Source organism: Lysinibacillus sp. NPDC097287 (genome assembly GCF_044761695.1).
Classification (GTDB): Bacteria; Bacillota; Bacilli; order Bacillales_A; family Planococcaceae; genus Lysinibacillus.
In genome coordinates this window covers 38,083-56,432 of sequence record NZ_JBIWCX010000018.1, presented here as the reverse complement: position 1 = coordinate 56,432, position 18,350 = coordinate 38,083, and the positions used below count along the sequence as shown (strand labels likewise).

Sequence of the window (18,350 nt, the reverse complement as noted above, 5' to 3'; positions counted from 1 at the left end):
CTCTACACCAAAATCTGTACGTGACAGCACATTCCACTACAGGCGGACGCTTTCCAGGGGGCGAGCCTTGAGCCGCTACGTCGCTGTGCTCCTGCAGGGTCTCAAGTTGCTCGCTAATCCCCTAGGAGTCGCCACCTTCCGTTCCATGTGCTTACAAATAGTGGGGTTTATTTTAAGCCAAGTACATATTTTGGTAATGACCCATTAATGTTAAACGTAATATTTCTCTACTACTTCTGCACAACGCGCACAAACTGTTGAATGTTTCTCATTTGAGCCAACTGTTTCAGAAATTGACCAGCAACGTTCACATTTCTCACCCGTTGCTTTTTCAACAACGATTGAAACGTGCTCAAGCGCCAACGCTTCAGCAGGAGCTGTCTCAAGTGGGGCTACTTCAAAAGCAGATACAATTGAAAGCTGTGCAAAGTCAATGTTTGCATCACTTAAAAGTGCCACGATATCTTCATTTGCATAAACAGAAATTTTTGCTTCTAAAGATTTACCGATTGTTTTTGCATTACGAGCTTCTTCAAGTGCCTTTAAGATATCATTACGGACAGCGATGATGTTGTCCCATTTCGCACGTAGGCTTTCGAAGTTTGCTTGTTCAACTACTTCTGGGAAGTCCGTTAATTGAACAGAAGCTTCTTCTACATCTAAGTAAGACCACATTTCATCCGTTGTATGTGGGATGATTGGTGTCATAACTTTTAATAATGTCATTAATGTATCATGCATCACTGTTTGCATTGCACGACGGTCTTTATTGTCATGACCTTCGATATACACAACATCTTTTGCGATGTCTAAGTAGAATGAAGATAATTCAAGAGCCACAAAGTTATTGATTGCATGATATACTGCAGCGAAATCATAACGGTCATACGCAGCACGCACTGTTTTTAACACATCTTGCAGGCGCATGTATACGTATTGATCCATTTCACGTAAATCAGCGTATGCTACACGGTCTGTCTGTGGATTAAAATCAGCAACGTTTCCGTGTAAGAAACGGAATGTGTTACGGATTTTACGATATACTTCAGATACTTGTTTTAACATATCCATTGAAATACGTACGTCAGCAGTGTAGTCAACAGATGCTACCCAAAGACGTAGAATATCTGCACCGTATTGGTTCATTACTTTTTCAGGAATGATAACATTCCCTAATGATTTACTCATTTTACGACCATCACCATCAAGTACGAAACCGTGTGATAATAAGCCTTTATATGGTGCATAGCCATTGATTGCAACACTTGTGATTAATGAAGAGTTGAACCAACCACGGTACTGGTCAGAACCTTCTAAGTAAAGGTCAGCAGGATATTTCATGCCACGCTCTACTAGCACACCTTGGTGTGAAGAACCTGAGTCAAACCAAACGTCCATAATATCATTTTCTTTAGTGAATTCACCATTTGGGCTACCTTCATGTGTAAAGCCTTCAGGAAGTAATTCCTTCGCTGACTTTTGGAACCAAATATTCGAACCGTGCTCACGGAATAATGCAGAGATATGTGCAATCGTTTCAGGTGTAATGATTGGTTCACCATTTTCTGCGTAGAAAATAGGAATCGGCACGCCCCATGCACGTTGACGAGAAATTACCCAATCTCCACGGTCACGAATCATGTTATAAAGACGAGTTTCGCCCCAAGCTGGTGTAAACTTAGTTGCTTTAACTGCTGCAAGTAATTCATCACGGAAAGCATCAATAGACGCAAACCATTGTGGTGTTGCACGATAGATTACTGGTTTTTTTGTACGCCAGTCATGCGGGTATGAGTGTGTAAAGAAGCTTAATTTCTCAAGAGCACCAACTTCTTCTAATTTAGCTGTAATCATTTTATTGGCATCATTGTAGAAAACACCTTCAAAGCCAGGCGCTTCATCTGTGTAGCAGCCACGATTATCAACTGGGCTAAGTACTGGTAAATCATATAATTTACCGATGTTATAGTCGTCTTCCCCGTGTCCAGGTGCTGTATGAACACACCCTGTACCAGCTTCAGCTGTTACGTGCTCACCAACCATAACAAGTGATTCACGGTCATAGAATGGATGCTGTGCAACGATGCGGTCCATTTCTTGCCCTTTTACTTCTTGTACGATTTCATACGACGCCCACTCAAGTGCAGTCGATACAGATTCTAATAGCTCTTTAGCGATGATGAATTTTTTATCTTCTACTGCTACAACAACGTATGTGAAATCAGGGTTTAATGAAATCCCTAAGTTTGCTGGCATTGTCCACGGTGTTGTTGTCCAGATGATGAATTTCGCATCTGCTGGCACGACGCCTTTTGCATCTTTAATAGCAAAGCTAACATAGATAGATGCAGATTTTACATCTTGGTATTCGATTTCTGCTTCAGCAAGTGCTGATTCAGAAGATGGTGACCAATATACTGGTTTTAGACCTTTGTAAATGTAACCTTTTTCAGCCATTCGTCCGAATACTTCGATTTGGCGCGCCTCGAATTCAGGTTTTAATGTGATATAAGGATTTTCCCAGTCACCGCGAACCCCTAGACGACGGAATTGTGTGCGTTGACGATCGATTTGTTCGTATGCATATTCTTCACAAAGTTGACGGAAATCAGCAACTGACATTTCTTTACGTTTTACACCTTTGTTTGTTAATGCTTGCTCGATTGGTAAACCATGCGTATCCCAGCCTGGAATATAATTTACGTGGTAGCCAGTCATTGAACGTTGACGAGTAATCATATCTTTAAGGACTTTATTTAACGCATGCCCGATATGAATATCGCCATTTGCGTATGGAGGGCCATCGTGTAAAACAAATTCTGGGCGACCTGCAGTGCGCTCCATTTGTAATTTGTTAATGTCCATCTCATTCCATTTTTCTTGCATTTTTGGTTCATTTGCCGGTAAGTTCCCACGCATTGGGAAATCCGTTTTCGGCATTAATAACGTTTCTTTATACTCTACCATTTAGTATTCCTCCTTCAATTTTTAATGAATATCGGGGCAATTACGCCCCATTCCGAGGGGTTGCAATCAACTCTATCTCACATAATGTTGACCATTTTTGCAAACAAAAAAGCCCCTCAATCCCTAAAAGGGACGAGAAGCTTGAACTCGCGGTACCACCCTAGTTGTAGCATAAAATTACACTACCTCTTGAAAGCACGTTAACGTCGTGCGCAACGAAATAACTTACTGTTAGTTCAGTTATTTAGCTCAGGAATGATTTTCTTTGTTATTTGCTTGTTTGGGCTCACACTATCCCCAAATCGCTATCACCGCATCTAACAAATACTGTTTCCGTCTCCGCCTGTATTATGTCAATTATAATAACTACTGTTACAAAGTATATGAAAACCAATGCATATCGTCAAGTGAAATTAACTACCTATACTTCGTCTGAACCTTGTGAGCCTTCAACAGAAGATTGAATCTCTGTTAAATCAATATCATACTGCAGCAAGTGTTCCCAATCATCTGTGTTTAATAAATCAAGCTGTGCTTCCACTAACATCTTGAATCGATTGCGGAAAACTTTTGATTGTTTTTTTAATTCATCAATCTCTATTGTAATTTTACGAGCCTTTGTTAATGCTTCATTGACAATACGATCCGCATTTTTTTCTGCTTCCTTAACAATCAATTTTGCTTCTTTTTGAGAATTTCGACGTACTTCATCAGCTGCTTCTTGTGCTACAACAATAGATTTTTGTAACGTCTCTTCTAAAGAATTGAAATATCTTGTTTGTTCTAGAGCCGCTTCTAATTGCTTATCGACATCTTTCTTTTCACGCAGCAAAATTTCATAGTCTTTAATGATTTGATCTAAAAATTCATTTACTTCATCTTCTGCATAACCTCTGAAAGATTTCGTAAACTCCTTATTATGTATATCAATAGGTGATAATGGCATACGATCCTTCTCTCCTTTACATTAACATTCGTACTCACTATTATACATTTCTTCTAACAACTTCGCAGTAAAAATAAATGAAATTCACAAGTTTTTTAGCTTTTTTGTGTCAACCGACCAATTTGCAGTCGAATCTTATCTTTTTTTGTTCGACCTTCTGTCATAATTACTTTCACCCGGCCACTTCCTCTAACCGATAAAATATCGCCTTCCTGTAATTCAAAAGCTACTGCATCTCGCTCTGTCCAGTTTACACGTACTTTATTCCCTGTTATCAGAGCCTGCGCCTTTTGACGGGAAACATTTAATACGGTAGCTAAAATAACATCTAAACGCATGGATGAAACTGTATGTGACTCTTCTTGCCACTCATCTTCATTTAGGATAAGTTGCTCTGTTTCCTTAATCAACTCTATATGAACCTTTACTTTACCAATACCCGTTAAATGTAATCGTACATAATCGGCCACCTCATGTGCCACAACAAATTGTACTTGTTGTTCATTTACACGAATATCGCCAAATTTAGTGCGATCTAAACCAAGCGAAAGTAAAGCACCTAACACATCTGGATGACGAAGCTGCACAAATTTAGACGGATAATGAATGGTATAAACAGTCATTTGAAAATCATCTACTTGTGGCTCATAATATGACGGGAAAATGAGCATGCGCTGACGTTCTGCATCTTCAAATAAACCAGCACTTGCTGTTTGTAATTCATTCGTTTGTCCCAAAATAGATGCCACGATGAATCGTTGTCTCGGATCTAGAAAATCTGTTAATTTTGGTGCATAGCGATCGTCTACTTCACGTTGCCAACTCACAACCTGTTCAATGAAAGGCTGTTCATCCTTTCTAAAGTGTTGTATTAAATGTTCCAATTAGTTGTCACCTCTTCTATCTCTCTATAAATTTCTATTAAACAAAAAATCCCCACAATCAGTGAGGATTTTCGACTAAAACATCATGTATATTTTTTCAATGACGATGAAAAGTCCTTTTTGAATATAATTCAATAAGAAGATTGCTACAATCGGAGAAATATCAATCATTCCGATTGGTGGAATGAACTTCCTAAAGATACCTAAATACGGCTCGCAAACTTTTTCTAGCATACGTCCAACTGCTGAATTTTGGGCAGCTGGTACCCAAGACATTAATATATAAGCTATTAACATTAATGAATAAACATAAAATGCAATTGCTATCAGATTCATAATTTCAACCATATATTCTACAATCCTCGCTCATTAGTTATCGTCAATAATAAAATTAGAAATTTCACCAGATACTTCTACATTATCCGGCGTACAAAGAAAAATGTCTTTGCCAATACGTTGAATATCGCCGCCAAGTGCATAAACAGTTCCACTTAAAAAATCAATAATACGAACACCTTGCTCTCGATCAATACGTTGTAAGTTCACGATTGTAGCACGCTTGTTTTTTAAGTTTTCTGCAATATCCTGCGCCTCTGCATAGATCCTCGGCTCTACTAGTACCACTTTAGATCCTTTAGAGGACATTGCTGCTTGTATACTCACGATGTTATTATTCGGTACGTTACTTTGTTGTACCACTTCATGAATCGGAGCTTTACGTTCCTTCATCATTTTTTTAGACTTCATTGCTGGTATTGGTTGTTGCTGTTGTACTTGCTGTTGAATAGGAGCTTGCGTGATTTCTTCTTCGATTTCTTCCTCGAGATAAAAGAAATTTTTTATTTTATTTTTCATGCTCATCCTGTTCCCCTCTTTCATTTCCAACAAGAGCCGTTCCAACTCGAACGAATGTAGCTCCTTCCTCTACCGCAATTTGGAAGTCATTTGACATGCCCATTGATAACTCGGTACAAGGTGCATGTGCTAATCCTTGATCGGCTATTTGCTGTTGACATTGTTTTAATTGCTTAAAAACAGAGCGAATTACCGATTCATCCTCAGTATTCGGCGCCATTGTCATTAAACCAACAACTTGAATTTTAGTAAAGTCCTTTAAAGATTGAATAAATGATACAGCTTCCATAGCATTTAAGCCATGCTTAGATTCTTCACCTGAAACATTTACTTGAACAAAACATTTTACAGGTTCTATCGCTCTTTTTTCTATTTCTTCCGCTAGACTTAATCGGTCTAACGAATGTAGATAATCAATCTGATTAATAACCTGTTTCACTTTTCTTGTTTGCAATGAGCCAATGTAATGCCAATTTACTGGTTCATCAATAGCTTCAATTTTATTGTTTAAGCCTTCGGGGCGATTTTCACCTAAATGTGTAAGCCCAGCAGCAATCGCTTCTTGTGTTCTTTCAACAGAAACTTCTTTTGTAACAGCGATAATGTGTACATTATCACCTTCACGATGCGCTTTTTTTTGTGCTGTGAGTATTTGTTCTTCTATTTTCGTTAAATTTGTTGAAATTTTAGTCACTATTTTTCCCAACTTTACAACATTAGTTTTCTACATTGTAACAAGCAATGCTTCTTTTATCAATAAATAGCCTGACCTATTAGGAAATGCATATTCACTTTCTAATTATACCCAATCAGCATATATACCTAGACATCTACGCGAGTGACTTCACTAGAATAACATCTTTTCCAACGACAAGTACATCCTTCATGAAAACTTTTCTAATAGATTCTTCTCCTTTAAAAAAACCAAGATACTTGCGTGGCTCTGCAATCATAAAGGCTGTCACATAACCCGTTTCTTTTGACACTTCTGCATCCACCACAAAGCCTAAAAAACGTCCATTGCCCGCTTCTATGACTTCTTTTTGTTGTAAAACGGAAAAACGCATCAATATCCCCCCCATATCAATTACACCACGGCGTAATAATACCTGCCGTTTTCGCGCAAAAACATGTTACATCCGCCGTTGGTTCTATCTTTATTCAGCGGGTATCTATACGTCTGCTGAATAAAGATAGAACCACATTCATCTCACACCTTTAGAGACAATAATTTAAAGCTGAATGAAGATAAAATGCGCACCGAAGTCTCGGGTGCGCATTGACTAGTTACTTATAATCTTTTTGCATTGTTTCAATTGCATTTTTTTCTAAGCGTGAGATTTGCGCCTGTGAAATTCCAAGTTCCTTGGCAATTTCAGTTTGTGTTTCGCCAAAATAAAAACGCTTTGCAAGAATCATTTGTTGACGTACATCTAATTTTTGCATACTCTCTTTCACCGATACATAGGCAACCCACTGATCTTCAGATACGGCATCATCACGAAGCTGATCCATCATATAGACGGCATCTCCACCATCTGCATAAATGGGCTCTTGCAATGATACTGGGTCTTGAATAGCATCTAAAGCAAACAAGACATCTTCCTTTTTCATATCAATCATTTCAGCTATTTCTTCAATCGTTGGCTCACGCAAATTATCTGTAATCCATTGCTCCTTTGCCTGCATAGCTTTATAGGCAATGTCTCGCAATGAACGAGACACTCGTAACGCATGATGGTCACGTAAATGGCGGCGAATTTCACCAATAATCATTGGTACAGCATATGTTGAAAATCTTACATTATGCTTCAAATCGAAATGATCGATGGCTTTCATAAGACCGATACTTCCTACTTGAAACAAATCATCTGCCTGTTCTCCCCTATAGGCAAATCTCCCAACAATACTAAGCACCAATCTTAAATTACACATGACAAGCTCTTCCCTAATCTCGGTTTCTCCTGCTTGTAAGCGAATGAAGAGTGCCTTCATTTCCTCATGTTTTAATATTGGCAAAGTCGATGTATCTAAGCCGCAAAGATCTACTTTTGTTCGCATATTCGATTCCTCCGGATGTTGTTCTCTGACTTAAACCGTGAAATCAGTTTGTCCTGAAGAAATAAGAATATGCACAAAAGTCATAGCCAATTTTAGGCAGGTCAATATTTCCTACTTACGAAATTGGTTGATTTAAATTTTCTCGTAAATCTTGAATAATTTTCTTCTCTAGACGAGAAATATAAGACTGTGAAATACCTAAGTGATCAGCTACTTCTTTTTGCGTCATTTCAATTTTGCCATTTAAGCCAAAACGACATTCCATAATATAACGCTCGCGCTGACCTAGTAAATTGATCGCATGGAACATATGCTGCCGCTCAATTTTCTTCTCAACATTATCTAAAATAATATGCTCTTCTGTCCCCAATATATCCGACAACAGTAGCTCATTTCCATCAGCGTCTGAATTTAATGGTTCATCTAGTGAAACCTCACCTTTCATACGGCTCGTTTTGCGTAAATGCATTAAAATTTCATTTTCAATACAACGTGATGCATATGTGGCTAGCTTAATATTTTTATCAGTATTAAACGTTTCAATCGCTTTTATAAGCCCAATCGATCCAATACTTATTAAATCTTCTATCGGAGTTCCTGTATTATCAAAACGTCTCGCAATATAGACAACAAGACGCAAATTGCGTTCAATTAGTGTATCTCTTGCTCGTAAATCCCCATTCATAAAGGATGCAATCACCGACACTTCTTCTTCTCGACTTAATGGCACTGGCAATGAATCGTTACCCCCTATATAGTACGTCTCACTACTACGAAACTTACCCCATAATTTTTTCAAGCTAGCAAGTAGCCTAAGAAGCAATAGTTTTCCCCCTCTATGATTGATTTGAAAGCGCTGAAAAATGTAATATTGCTGCTGTGCTATGCGGAAAATTTTTCGCTTTTTTTGTCAAAACGATATATTCATTTGTTTTCACTTGCGATGACTCCCCTTTGATATGCAATTCATCAAAGCGAAAACCGAGTACAATAGTCTGTTGCTGTACCGTATTGACATGAATAAATCGTATAATCCGCTGGTAATCTGGCGAAAACATCGACACATTATACGGATCTGTTTCTTGCCATTCTGCTAACGCTTTTTTTATAGATATCGGTATATTCGGGCGCAAAGCTGTATACGATACAAAGTGGACTGGTTTGCCAGACATTGGTTCAATACATTGATTCCCTGTATCAACAAATGCCGAAAGCGGAATCGTTTCACCAAAAATCTTTAAAGTTGTCTCATAGACAAATTGACCACTGAAACGTTCAAGCTTCACAAATCCCCATTGCTTATAAAAAACAACCAAATTGCCGACCGCTAACAAAAAGCAAATCAGAATGAAATGAATAACAGAAAGGTTCTTTAAGTACGGTTGTAATGCTGTTAATAACCCTCCTACAATGACCGTCGCTGTTAATACGATTGGTCCTTGTTTTTGAAAGCTACGTAATTTAAAGCGAAAAGCAATTCCAATTAGTGCAAGAAAACTCAAAAATGTAACCACTAGCGTTTGTCCACCTACAACAGCAATCAAACTACTACAAATCGAGCTCATTAAGAGTCTTTTATTCTTTACATGAACCCCAGTCACCTTTGCTGCAAACGTAAGTATCGCCAGATTGTAAAGCGTATTAATGAGCACCAGCCATTCTCCATACATAACAGCCGCCTCCTAATTACTAATTTAGCACGCAATTTACACAAATATTGTCAAACAGTAGAAGAGATTCTAAAAAAGATTTTGACAAAAAAAACGCTTTCCTTACATTTTAAAACACAAAAAAATCCGTATTTTACATTAGTAAAATACGGACTTTTTAAAAAAACTATTTTGCTAGTTAACCGCGGTTTTTACGATTACGTAAAAATGCAGGTACCTCTAGCATATCATCTTGTGCATAATTTTGTTGATTTTGACGTGGCTGTTCTTGTTGAACATGAACTTCTTGACGTTGCTCACGAACAGGCGCTTGTTGTTGAGGTGCAGCTTGACGAGTTGCATTCAACGTCGGACGAGCTGGACCACGTTGTTGTATAGCTTCTTCTGTGAAACCAGTCGCAATAACTGTTACGATAATTTCATCTTTTAAGTTCTCGTTAATAACCGAACCGAAAATCATATTCACTTCTTCATCAGATGCTGAAGCAACGATATCAGCTGCTTCTTGCACTTCAAATAAGCTTAAGTTTGAGCCACCAGTAATATTCATTAGTACACCTTTAGCGCCATCAATTGAAGACTCTAATAATGGACTTGAAATCGCTTTTTTCGCAGCTTCTGCGGCACGATTTTCACCAGTTGCAATACCAATACCCATTAATGCAGAACCTTTATTAGACATAATTGTTTTTACATCCGCAAAGTCTAAGTTAATAAGACCTGGTGTTGCGATAAGATCTGATATACCTTGTACACCTTGACGTAATACATTGTCCGCTTCACGGAATGCTTCAAGCATCGGTGTTGACTTGTCCACGATTTGTAGTAGCTTGTCATTTGGAATAACGATTAATGTATCAACCGATTCCTTCATGCCATTAATACCGCCGATTGCTTGTGTTTGACGCTTACGTCCTTCGAATGTAAATGGACGTGTCACAACACCAACTGTCAAAGCACCTAAATCGCGTGCAATTTGTGCGATAACAGGAGCAGCACCAGTACCAGTACCACCACCCATACCAGCAGTGACAAATACCATATCAGCACCACGTAGTACTTCTTCTAATTGTTCACGGCTTTCCTCAGCAGCTTTTTTCCCAACTTCGGGATTTGCTCCTGCACCTAGACCACGAGTTAGTTTTGTTCCAATTTGTAATTTAGCTTCTGCCTTTGATAGATTTAAAGCTTGTGCATCAGTATTTACTGCAATGAAGTCAACACCTTGTACACCATGCTCAATCATTCGGTTTACAGCGTTGTTACCGCCGCCACCGACACCAATTACTTTTATAACTGCAAGTTGATCGACACTTGTATCAAATTCTAACATACTCTCTTCCTCCCACGGTAACTCGACTCTATTTCATCCATTACGCATTCGCATTAATCAAAAAATTTATCTAGAAATTTTTTTGCTTTCCCAATTACACTGCCTCTAGGTTCTGTTGTTGCATGTTCTTGTTTTTTAGAAGCAACAGTTTGAGTTCCTACAGTTGCATATTCAATCGGGTTTGAAATCGTACTTTTTCCATAAAAATCGTCTTCTAAATAGGCGTAACGGATAAGTCCAACCGCTGTCGTAAATGAAGGCTCTCTAACGCCGATATAATCAGGTGTATAAATTCTAACACGTGTTTGCAATACTTGACGCGCTAAAGGTGCGATTCCTTCAAGTTGAGCAACGCCACCTGTTAAAACTACACCGCCTGGTAAATCCCGTACACCTAAACGAGCTAATTCATCAATAATAAGCTCAAATACTTCTTCTAAACGTGCCCCGATAATTTCTGAAATGAAGCGCTGACTATACTGATCTTTTGAATCAGTACCAACAACTGGAACTTCAAATAATTCATCGTCTGAAGCATCATCATAAAAGGCATGTCCAAACTGCTGCTTGATTTGTTCAGATTGCTCAGTAGGTGTTTTTAAAACAATCGATAAGTCTTTAGTGATGTGATCACCACCGACAGGTATAACACCTGTATGTGTTAACTGCCCATCCTCAAACACTGCAATTGTCGTCGAACCGCCTCCCAAATCAATAAAAGCGGTTCCTTGATTTTTTTCGTCCTCGGTTAATGAAAAGAAACCTGCTGCGAGTGGTTGCAGATATATTTCTCTGATGCTTAAACCGGCACGTTCTACACACCGAAGTACATTGTGTAAAAGCGTTTTTGATGTTGTAATCATTGTGGCATCCATTTCAAGACGAATACCAATCATGCCACGAGGATCTTTAATTTCATCCAGGTTGTCCACAATAAATTGTCTAGGTATTATATTTACTAGCTCACGTTCAGGAGGTATTGACATGACTTGTGCAGACTCTACTACTCTGTCTAAATCATCATCTGTAATCTCTCTATTATCGCTACTAACAGCTACAACACCTTTTACTAATTGTAACATTGTTTGGTTAGCAGGAACTCCTAAGACTACCTCTTCTATCTTATAGCCTGTCATTCGTTCTGCTTGTTCTACTGCTTTCCGAATAGATTGTACTGTTGCATCTATATCAACAATTGCCCCTTTTCGAATACCATTCGACTTGACATTTCCAACACCAATTACATGTAAATGTCCGTCGCTCATTTCACCTATTAATACTTTGATAGAGGAAGATCCTATATCAAGAGATATATATAATTCTTGCTGATTCAACTCGCTGCACCTCCTTGAAAATGCTCTTATTTTCATTCTATTGTAAATTTCCCATAATGTCTAAGCAAATCGAGCATTTCAGTCAATTTTTCTCTTAATTTATGGGCGAATTTTTGTTCTTGGGACGTTTTTCACCCCACTTAGTTAGTAAAATACGCCTAATAATTGCAATATTTTGGAACAAACGTACTCCGAAAGCGAAAATTGCTGCTAAATATAAATCTACGCCTAAATGGACACCTAGAAACGCTAGCCCTGCTGCGAGCATAATATTAAAGAAAAATCCAGATATAAATACCTTATCATCATAAACTTGTTGTAATTGAGCACGGATGCCACCAAATAAGGTATCTAAAGCAGCTAATACTGCAATGGATAAATAATTTTCATAAATAGCAGGGATTTGAATATTCGTTAATAAACCAAAGGCAATTCCTAGTAATAAACCTAAAAACGGTAGCCACATATGCTATTCTCCTTTTTTAGCTTCTGTTAAGTAGTCATTCGTTAACGAATTTTCAAATGCTGGAATGGTTAATTCGTCGGTGGGTTCTTCAATAATTAGGTTAAAGTTGTCCAAATAGAATGAATCAATAAATGTAGAGGCTTGTACAGAATTGTACACTTTTTTTGCATCTTTATACGAATTTGTGCCCACGTATATTTCAAATGGTGGTGTGCTTAACGGCACACTATTTACGGTTGTTTCTCCATTAATATCACGAATGGCAGTCGTGTGTACAATTCTTTCCCCATCAATCGCAACATTCGTAGCACCATATTTGAATAATGCGTTTGTTAATTGAATAAGTAAATCTGGAGATATTTCTTTGATGTCATACCCCATCGCTACTAATTCTTGTGCTGGATTAATGCGTAATATTACACCTGGTCCAGTAATCTCTGTTAGTCCAGCCTGCTGTTTTAGGCTTTCAACTGTTTCACTCAATACAGCTTTCATATTCGTCTCCTCAGATTGTTCATAGCGATCTACGACTGCATTTAATGAACGAATTTCTGCTAATAGAGCTGAATGCTGTTTCTTTTCTTCTGAAAGTTCTTCACGAATTGCCCATATATCTCGAGTATCTCGTTCAGCTGGTTTGCGAATAGTATTGTATTGTACCGACATCATTAGACCGATAATGAATAGCACAATCGTTATTCGGGTATACATATTTTTTTTCAAAACTGTTCCCACCTAGACGTATCGTATTAACTTTCCACTTTAACTTTTGACATCATTATATTTTGATTTTCTTCCAACGTTACGACGATATTATCATTTAATAATTGATTTATTACTCCGCCCTTTAAATTTAACGAAGCACTTAGCGTTGCTGAATCCCCTACTGCTTCAATGACAAAAGGTGCTGGATGTTGCTTACCATCAATAGTAATTACAGGTCCATTACAATGTATATAAGAATTTGCCATTAAACGCTGACCATTGATAGTGATGGCCTGTGCACCCGATATTTTCAATTCATGCAAGACTTTAAACACATGGCTTTCATGTACTATATAATCATTAGGATTGACTGCAGTTGGGTCATATTCAGCGTCCTGTAATGTCACACGAACGCCCTTCCCCTCTGCTGTTAATTCTCCTAATAATAATCGCAAATCCTCTGCTTCTTCCACAAGCTGTTCATATTCTTTTTCGTTAGAAGCATACTTTTTTTCATATTCGCGAATTTTATCTTGCAAATGATTTCTTTCTTCAGCAAGCTCTATATTTCGTTCTTGCTGTTCAATTAATTCTTCCCGATATGAATCCTCTTGTGCAAAAAGCTGTGAATTTAACGAACTAGACGTTCTATTATCCTGTGCCTGATTGTACGAATAACCAATGATAAAACCAGTAACTATACATACAATTAAAATCTCGAACTGTTTTCTAGATAAAAAGTTCCCTTTGTTAGAGTTCTTGTTGTTCATCTTCGGTCACTTCCTGCTCGGTTAGTTCTGCATCTTCTTCCATATCCAACTCCACTTGATTGTATGCTTTATTGTACGGTTTGAAAGATGAACCAACCTCTAAGTCAATAATACCCTTTTCCAAGTGCTGAATTTGCGCTACCATCGACGGATAATAATTGAGCTTTTCTGCTAGAGTCGAAATGATTGCTCGTACCTCATAGCCATCATTCATATATAGCTTGATGGCATTTGGATTTGTTTTACTTTCATTCGAATTGATTTGTGAAATTAGAGCAAGGACTTCAGGCTTTAAGAACGACAATTGTTCGACGAGCTTATTAATCTTTTTTTCACTTGTAATACCGATAAAAACAGGTGCATCTATCGGTATGCTATCATCAGCTTGTTCATAGCGCTTTCCATTCTCGAGTAATGGATAGTATGTGCTATTCTCCGCTAAATAAGCAACCTTTTTCCACTCTTCTACTTCAATTGTGACTTTACGTAACCAGTTGCGCTTTACCTGTACATCCTTAACCCATTCATCCTTTAATAATGCTTGTTCAACATCTTTAACCTTAAAGCCCCACATCGATTGCCCTTCTACAATCTTACTTCCTTGAAGATAATAATCTTCGTTTGCTAAATGAGCACCTTTAACATCTATTGTTTTTATGTCACTGTACGGGGATTGAAAATAAAGGAGTACAGATAATACTAAAAAGAAAAGTAATATCAACACTATAAATTTACGATTGGTTCGCTTCTTCCGACGTTTTTTTAGTGTAGGTATACGATCTTCAATGTCTATTACCTTCTCCATATTATGCACTCCCTCCTTTATATTTATTTTGCTAATTGATAAATAATACCTATCATTAACCACATTGTTACTAAAGATGTACCACCATAACTAATAAAAGGCAGTGTTACCCCCGTTACGGGCACTAAACCAATTACAACGGCAATATTTAAAAAAGCTTGCACACTTAACATTGTAACGAGTCCTATGATAGCGTAAAAGGCTGTTCTCGTCGTAGCTTGGACCGCTAATTTGTAACCGGCATACAAAACAAGTACAAATAATGCCACAATGGCCAACCCACCTACTAAACCAACTTCTTCTAAAATAATCGCGAATATAAAATCATTTTGAGGCTCAGGTAAATATAAAAACTTTTGCCTACTTTGTCCAAAGCCATGCCCAAAAATACCTGCTGGCCCAATAGCCATTAATGATTGTACTGCTTGAAAGCCAGTAACTAGAGGGTCTTGCCATGGGTCAAGAAATGACTGAATTCGCTTCAAACGATACGGAGCAGTTGCGATCAAAGCCACTAACCCACCAATACCAGCTACAATAAATAATGCATAGAGCTTTAGTGGATAGCCTGCTACAAAAAACAATAAAAACACTGACACAACTAAGATAAAGACAGAACCAAAATCCGGTTGCAGCATGATGAGTACAACTGGTAGCAATAAAATCGCACCATGTCGCCAATTCACAATAGGTTTGCCCGTCTTATGCTCTGCTAAAATGTGACTCATATATACGAGTACAGTTATTTTTGTTAGCTCTGCTGGTTGAATTGTTAATGGTCCTACCCCAATCCAACTTTGTGAACCATTACGGACAAGGCCAATTCCCGGAATCAAAACGAGTACTAGTAAAACTAAAGAAAATACATAAGCCATTTTCCAAAAAGATTTAGTTTTAAGAACATCTAGTCGAATAGTGACAAAAAACACTATTATCGCTACGACGAAGTATATACTCTGTTTCATATAAAACGGCATTTTTTCACTATAATGAACAGCACTCCAATACGTGCCAGCAGAATAGACGAAAATAATGCCGATTATTGATAGCATCAACGTTGTTATGAGCAATAAATAGCTTTCTTTTCCTCTCAGCAATGCCATCCTTCCGAATTAATTATATTCTAAAATAGTTACGAACTTATTACAGCTTCATTACAGCTTCAATAAATACATCTCCACGAATCTCAAAACTATCATACTGATCCCAACTTGCACATGCTGGTGATAGTAAAATAATGTCGCCTTCAGCTGACATCGGTGCGGCATAGTGCACCGCGTCTTCTACATTTTGTGCGATGACCGTCTGCTGTACACCACAAGATTTTGCAAATTCGACAAAACGTAAGCCCGTTTCACCAAATGCGACAACACCCTTTACATGATTCATAGAAGGTCGCAATTCTTCAAACGAATGCCCTCGATCTAAACCACCAGCAAGCAAAATAACAGGCGCTTTAAATGCTTCTAGTGCACTCTTCGTCGCTAAGCAATTTGTTGCTTTTGAGTCATTATAAATTTTACGCCCTTTCCATTCACCAACAAATTGTGTACGATGACGCACGCCCGCAAATGTCTCTAATACTTCTTCCATCTTTGTTTTATCACAGTTTACTAAAATACAAGCTGCTACAGCGGCTAGAATATTTTCTAGATTGTGTTTACCAGGAAGAGCAATATTTGCTCGTTCCATGTACGGCTCGCCTTGCCAGTAAATTGTTGTTTCATCAGCACTGATGCCTTCTTCTGTTCGTCCATTAGAAGAGAATGGAACTTTTTTCGCTTTCGATCGTGCTGCATAACCAACCACTATAGGTTGATCAGCATTATAGATGAAATAATCATTTTCATCTTGATTACGTGTCACGTTAAATTTTGCCTCTGCATACTTGTCAAATGTACCATGGTAATCTAAATGAGCATCATAAAGGTTTGTTAAAATAGCGATTTTCGGCTTAAATGTTTCCGTACCCATTAATTGGAAAGACGAAAGTTCCGTCACTATATTATTATCTTCAACAGCTTCTCTAGCTACGCCACAAGCTACAGTACCAATATTCCCTGCGATTAACGGCTTTTTCGCTCCGTTTTCAAGCATTTCAAAAATAAGTGTTGTAGTTGTTGTCTTACCATTCGAGCCGGTAATACCAATAAATGGTGCATCGCTAATTAAATAAGCAAGTTCAATCTCTGTCCATACAGGAATATCACGGCTAATTGCATCTGCTACAATTTTATTGCTATAAGGAATCCCTGGATTTTTCACCACTAATTCAAAACCTTCGTCTAGTAAATCCTCTGGGTGACGTCCACAAATCACTGTAATGCCTTTTTGAAGTAGACCTTGTGCATCCGGACTTTCGTCGAATGGTTTTGAATCATTGACTGTCACAAATGCACCAAGCTCATGTAAAATTTCCGCAGCAGCTACTCCACTTTTGGCTAAACCAAGAACAAGCACTTTTTTATGTTGTAAATCTTTGTAATCTCTCATAATAACGCCTCCGATAAGACTGCAATCAATGCTACTGCTAAAGCAGTTGACCAAAATACAAGAACAACTTTCCATTCTGACCAACCTGATAATTCAAAATGATGATGAATTGGACTCATTTTAAAGATACGCTTTTTACGAAGTTTAAAGCTTCCTACTTGTAGGATAACGGATAATGTCTCAATGACAAACACAAGCCCAATAAGTAATAATAAAAACTCTTCTTTTACTAAAACTGAGACCATCGCAATTGCCCCACCAAGTGCAAGTGAACCTGTATCACCCATGAACACCTTCGCTGGATTTGCATTAAAAAGTAAAAACCCAAGTAAAGCACCCGTTACTGCAAACGTAAATACTGCGATATCAGCTTGGTCTTGGAATAGTGCAATAACACCAAATGCCGCAAATGAAATTGAAGCTGTCCCTGCTACTAATCCATCTAATCCATCTGTTAAATTCACCGCATTTGAAAAACCAACAAGCCAGAAAATTAAAAAGGCTACATAGAAAATGCCTAAATCAATCGACCAATCCGTGAATGGAATAGCTAAAGACGTGTCAAATGATGCTACATGTAATAAGAAATAGGCAAGTATCGCAATAATAATTTGCCCAATCAATTTTTGAATAGATGTTAAACCTAAATTTCGTTTGAGAATAACCTTTAATCCATCATCTAAAAAGCCAATAATACCAAACCCTATTAGCACTAGTAGCAAGACAATTGTTTGCGCTGTGAATAAATCTAAATAGCTGCCTACACCGACTGTAGTAATAATGATTGACATTAAAAAGATAATGCCACCCATCGTCGGTGTACCAGCTTTTTTCATATGAGATTGCGGTCCTTCTTCGCGAATACTTTGCCCAAATTTCAAGCGACGTAGAAGGGGTATACTAATTGGTGCCAAAATAACTGTTACTATAAAAGCAATGGCTAAGATGGTAAGCGTTGTTGCGAGTTCCATTAAAAAATCTCCTTTAAATCTTGTTTAACTTCTTCCCTAATGAAGAAAGTTAAAACCATAATATATTTAATACTGCCCTTCATAATAATA

General features: G+C 37.8%; 19 protein-coding genes and 1 other annotated feature. All 19 genes read right to left on the bottom strand.

All coding sequences use genetic code 11. The features are described from left to right. Positions 1 to 210 precede the first annotated feature (210 nt). Entirely contained in the window at positions 211 to 2,967 is a 2,757-nt protein-coding gene (gene ileS, locus ACIQ2D_RS19370) for an isoleucine--tRNA ligase (RefSeq protein ID WP_402866952.1), read from the bottom strand. 125 nt (positions 2,968 to 3,092) lie between these two features. Next, positions 3,093 to 3,316: a binding site (T-box leader), on the bottom strand. A 72-nt stretch (positions 3,317 to 3,388) separates the two neighbouring features. Beyond that, entirely contained in the window at positions 3,389 to 3,913 is a 525-nt protein-coding gene (locus ACIQ2D_RS19365) for a DivIVA domain-containing protein (protein WP_402866951.1), read from the bottom strand. A 95-nt stretch (positions 3,914 to 4,008) separates the two neighbouring features. Continuing rightward, positions 4,009 to 4,797 (bottom strand): YlmH family RNA-binding protein, encoded by a 789-nt coding sequence (locus ACIQ2D_RS19360; protein ID WP_402866950.1) that lies wholly within the window; start codon positions 4,795 to 4,797, stop codon positions 4,009 to 4,011. A gap of 75 nt (positions 4,798 to 4,872) precedes the next feature. Then, positions 4,873 to 5,145 carry a YggT family protein gene (locus ACIQ2D_RS19355; protein ID WP_402866949.1) on the bottom strand — a complete coding sequence of 91 codons (273 nt, stop codon included), beginning with the start codon at positions 5,143 to 5,145 and terminating at the stop codon, positions 4,873 to 4,875. Positions 5,146 to 5,166: 21 nt separating this feature from the next. Further along, a complete protein-coding gene (locus tag ACIQ2D_RS19350) occupies positions 5,167 to 5,658 on the bottom strand; it encodes a cell division protein SepF (protein ID WP_402866948.1) in 492 nt (163 codons plus the stop codon). Next, on the bottom strand, positions 5,642 to 6,346 hold the full coding sequence (locus tag ACIQ2D_RS19345) for a YggS family pyridoxal phosphate-dependent enzyme (RefSeq protein WP_402866947.1): 705 nt from the start codon (positions 6,344 to 6,346) through the stop codon (positions 5,642 to 5,644). Before ACIQ2D_RS19345 ends, ACIQ2D_RS19350 begins: the two co-directional genes overlap by 17 nt. Positions 6,347 to 6,482: 136 nt before the next feature. Further along, on the bottom strand, positions 6,483 to 6,719 hold the full coding sequence (locus ACIQ2D_RS19340; protein WP_402866946.1) for a YlmC/YmxH family sporulation protein: 237 nt from the start codon (positions 6,717 to 6,719) through the stop codon (positions 6,483 to 6,485). A 220-nt stretch (positions 6,720 to 6,939) separates the two neighbouring features. Continuing rightward, entirely contained in the window at positions 6,940 to 7,713 is a 774-nt protein-coding gene (gene sigG / locus ACIQ2D_RS19335) for an RNA polymerase sporulation sigma factor SigG (RefSeq protein WP_402866945.1), read from the bottom strand. Positions 7,714 to 7,828: 115 nt separating this feature from the next. Next, positions 7,829 to 8,536, bottom strand: coding sequence for an RNA polymerase sporulation sigma factor SigE (sigE, locus tag ACIQ2D_RS19330; RefSeq protein ID WP_402866944.1), 708 nt, complete (start codon positions 8,534 to 8,536; stop codon positions 7,829 to 7,831). Positions 8,537 to 8,549: 13 nt separating this feature from the next. Further along, on the bottom strand, positions 8,550 to 9,383 hold the full coding sequence (locus tag ACIQ2D_RS19325) for a sigma-E processing peptidase SpoIIGA (protein ID WP_402866943.1): 834 nt from the start codon (positions 9,381 to 9,383) through the stop codon (positions 8,550 to 8,552). Positions 9,384 to 9,561: 178 nt separating this feature from the next. Beyond that, positions 9,562 to 10,716 (bottom strand): cell division protein FtsZ, encoded by a 1,155-nt coding sequence (gene ftsZ / locus ACIQ2D_RS19320; RefSeq protein WP_402866942.1) that lies wholly within the window; start codon positions 10,714 to 10,716, stop codon positions 9,562 to 9,564. A 53-nt stretch (positions 10,717 to 10,769) separates the two neighbouring features. Then, positions 10,770 to 12,050, bottom strand: a complete 1,281-nt coding sequence (ftsA, locus tag ACIQ2D_RS19315; RefSeq protein WP_402866941.1) for a cell division protein FtsA — start codon at positions 12,048 to 12,050, stop codon at positions 10,770 to 10,772. A gap of 94 nt (positions 12,051 to 12,144) precedes the next feature. Further along, the gene (locus ACIQ2D_RS19310; protein ID WP_402866940.1) at positions 12,145 to 12,516 is read right to left on the bottom strand and encodes a small basic family protein; all 372 of its coding nucleotides are present in this window, start codon (positions 12,514 to 12,516) and stop codon (positions 12,145 to 12,147) included. A gap of 3 nt (positions 12,517 to 12,519) precedes the next feature. Beyond that, on the bottom strand, positions 12,520 to 13,239 hold the full coding sequence (locus tag ACIQ2D_RS19305; protein ID WP_402866939.1) for a DUF881 domain-containing protein: 720 nt from the start codon (positions 13,237 to 13,239) through the stop codon (positions 12,520 to 12,522). Between the two features lie 26 nt (positions 13,240 to 13,265). Beyond that, on the bottom strand, positions 13,266 to 13,991 hold the full coding sequence (locus tag ACIQ2D_RS19300; protein ID WP_402866938.1) for a DUF881 domain-containing protein: 726 nt from the start codon (positions 13,989 to 13,991) through the stop codon (positions 13,266 to 13,268). After that, complete coding sequence (locus ACIQ2D_RS19295) at positions 13,972 to 14,796, bottom strand: cell division protein FtsQ/DivIB (RefSeq protein ID WP_402866937.1); 825 nt, start codon at positions 14,794 to 14,796, stop codon at positions 13,972 to 13,974. Before ACIQ2D_RS19295 ends, ACIQ2D_RS19300 begins: the two co-directional genes overlap by 20 nt. A 23-nt stretch (positions 14,797 to 14,819) precedes the next feature. Next, the gene (gene ftsW, locus ACIQ2D_RS19290; RefSeq protein ID WP_402866936.1) at positions 14,820 to 15,899 is read right to left on the bottom strand and encodes a putative lipid II flippase FtsW; all 1,080 of its coding nucleotides are present in this window, start codon (positions 15,897 to 15,899) and stop codon (positions 14,820 to 14,822) included. A gap of 40 nt (positions 15,900 to 15,939) precedes the next feature. Continuing rightward, positions 15,940 to 17,289, bottom strand: coding sequence for a UDP-N-acetylmuramoyl-L-alanine--D-glutamate ligase (gene murD, locus ACIQ2D_RS19285; RefSeq protein ID WP_402866935.1), 1,350 nt, complete (start codon positions 17,287 to 17,289; stop codon positions 15,940 to 15,942). After that, positions 17,286 to 18,260 (bottom strand): phospho-N-acetylmuramoyl-pentapeptide-transferase, encoded by a 975-nt coding sequence (mraY, locus tag ACIQ2D_RS19280; protein WP_402866934.1) that lies wholly within the window; start codon positions 18,258 to 18,260, stop codon positions 17,286 to 17,288. Before mraY ends, murD begins: the two co-directional genes overlap by 4 nt. Between the last annotated feature and the right edge of the window lie 90 nt (positions 18,261 to 18,350).